At 62.7% G+C, this 1,888-nt stretch carries 2 protein-coding genes and 1 pseudogene; all 3 read right to left on the minus strand.

Annotated elements, in window-relative coordinates; all coding sequences use genetic code 11:
* On the minus strand, positions 1-466 hold a 466-nt coding region (locus EN879_RS34050), incomplete at its 3' end, for an ATP-binding cassette domain-containing protein (protein ID WP_127274621.1).
* The gene (locus tag EN879_RS34055) at positions 463-1,458 is read right to left on the minus strand and encodes a hypothetical protein (protein WP_024504006.1); all 996 of its coding nucleotides are present in this window, start codon (positions 1,456-1,458) and stop codon (positions 463-465) included. The genes EN879_RS34050 and EN879_RS34055, both read right to left, overlap by 4 nt.
* Positions 1,458-1,888: pseudogene (locus EN879_RS34060) on the minus strand (branched-chain amino acid ABC transporter permease); the annotation flags it as partial. The pseudogene EN879_RS34060 and the gene EN879_RS34055, both read right to left, overlap by 1 nt.

Raw genomic sequence — 1,888 nt, forward strand, 5'->3', positions numbered from 1 at the left:
GTCGGCCATAGGGCAGGCCCCCGGCATCGACGTCGGCGTAGCCCTGAAGGTCAAAAAACCGCAGGATTTCCATGCATTTCTCACGCCGGCGCCGGCGCTGGGCGTTGGCATAGGGTGGCCAGATCACTTCCCTCCAGGCGGCCGCAACCTCGGCGGGATAGAAACAGACTTCAAGGTTCTCGATCGCCGACATCTGGTCGAAGAGGCGGATGTTCTGATAGGTGCGGGCAATTCCCGAATTGGCGATCTGGTATTTCTTGAGTTTGTCGAGACGCTTGCCGTCGAGCGTGATCGAGCCCGACGACACTGTGTAGGAACCAGCCGTCATGTTGATCAGCGTCGACTTGCCGGCGCCGTTCGGTCCGATCACGCCGTGGATTATGCCGGGAGCGAAGTCGGTCGACACGCCGTCGATGGCGACGACCTCGCCATACACCTTGCGAAGGCTCTGAAAGACCAGCGTCATTTTCCGAAAAGCCCTCGGATCAGTTTCTCCGGCCCGAAGCTGCGCGGCACGATGCCGGCCGGGCGCGCGATGATCAGCGAGATCATCAAAAGACCGAGGAAGAGGATGCGCCATTCGGCGAATTCGCGCAGCAGCTCCGGCAGCAGGATCAGGATTGCCGCGCCGGCGACGATGCCGAAGATGTTGCCGATGCCGCCGACCACGATCATCAGCACGATCAGCACCGATTCCTGCAGCGTGAAGCTTTCCGGGCTGACGAAACGCTGCGATGCGGCGAAGATCGCGCCGGCTATGGAACCGATCGTGGCCGAGGTGGCGAAAGCGGCAAGCTTGGCATTGGTGGTGTTGATGCCGATGCCGCGCGCGGCATCCTGGTCCTCGCGGATCGCCGCCCACGCCTTGCCGAGGATGGAGCGCTCGAGCCGCCAGACCACGGTGCCGACGATGAGCACGGTGATCAGCAGCAGCCAGAAGAAGTCGATCGGCCGGGCAATCTGTATGCCGAGGATCGACGCCTTGTCCAGCCGGGCAATGCCTTGCGGCCCTCCGGTCAGCCAGTCGAGATTGTTGATGATGATGCGGATGATCTCGCCGAAGCCAAGTGTGACGATGGCCAGATAGTCGCCGCGCAATCGCAACACCGGAATGCCGAGCAATATGCCGGTGACCGCACCCAGGCAGGCGGCGACGAGCAGGATGAGCAGGAACGGCATATGCAGGCCGAGCTGCGGGCTTGCCAGCAGCCCATAGCTGTAGGCGCCGACCGCGTAGAAGGCGACGAAGCCGAGATCCAGCAGCCCGGTATAGCCGATCACGATGTTCAGGCCGATGCCGAGCAGGATGTAGATCAGCAGGCTGTTGAGGACACGGACATGGTAGTTGGGCAGGAAGGGCGTGGCCATGATCAGCGCGATCGCGATGGCGAAGACGAGCCAGGAGATGGTCCGGTTCGCACGCGGCCGGGCCGCGGCGAGAGTGTCGGCGGCGGCCATCAGAATTCCCTCTTGTACACGATGCTTTCCTCGGAGACGGCCTCGCCGAGTATACCGGCAGGACGGACCAGAAGCACGAGTATGAGGATCGCAAAGGCGAGAACGTCGCGATACTCGGTGCCGAGCACGCCGTTTGTGACAATGGGCAGCAGCGCGGTTCCCCACACTTCGATAAAAGCCAGGATGAAGGCGCCGAGCATGGCGCCGGGGATTGAACCGATGCCGCCGAGGATGGCCGCGGTGAAGGCCTTCAGCCCGATGACGGCGCCCATGCTGGGCGACATGATGCCATAGTAACTGGAATAGAGGATGCCGCCGGCAGCGCCGAGAAGCGGCCCGACGAAGAACACCATGGAGATGGCGCCGTTGACGTTGATGCCAAGCAGCTGTGCGGTCGGTCGGCTTTCCGATACGGCGCGCACGATGATGC

Source organism: Mesorhizobium sp. M7A.F.Ca.AU.002.02.1.1 (assembly GCF_003998535.1).
Lineage (GTDB): Bacteria > Pseudomonadota > Alphaproteobacteria > Rhizobiales > Rhizobiaceae > Mesorhizobium > Mesorhizobium ciceri.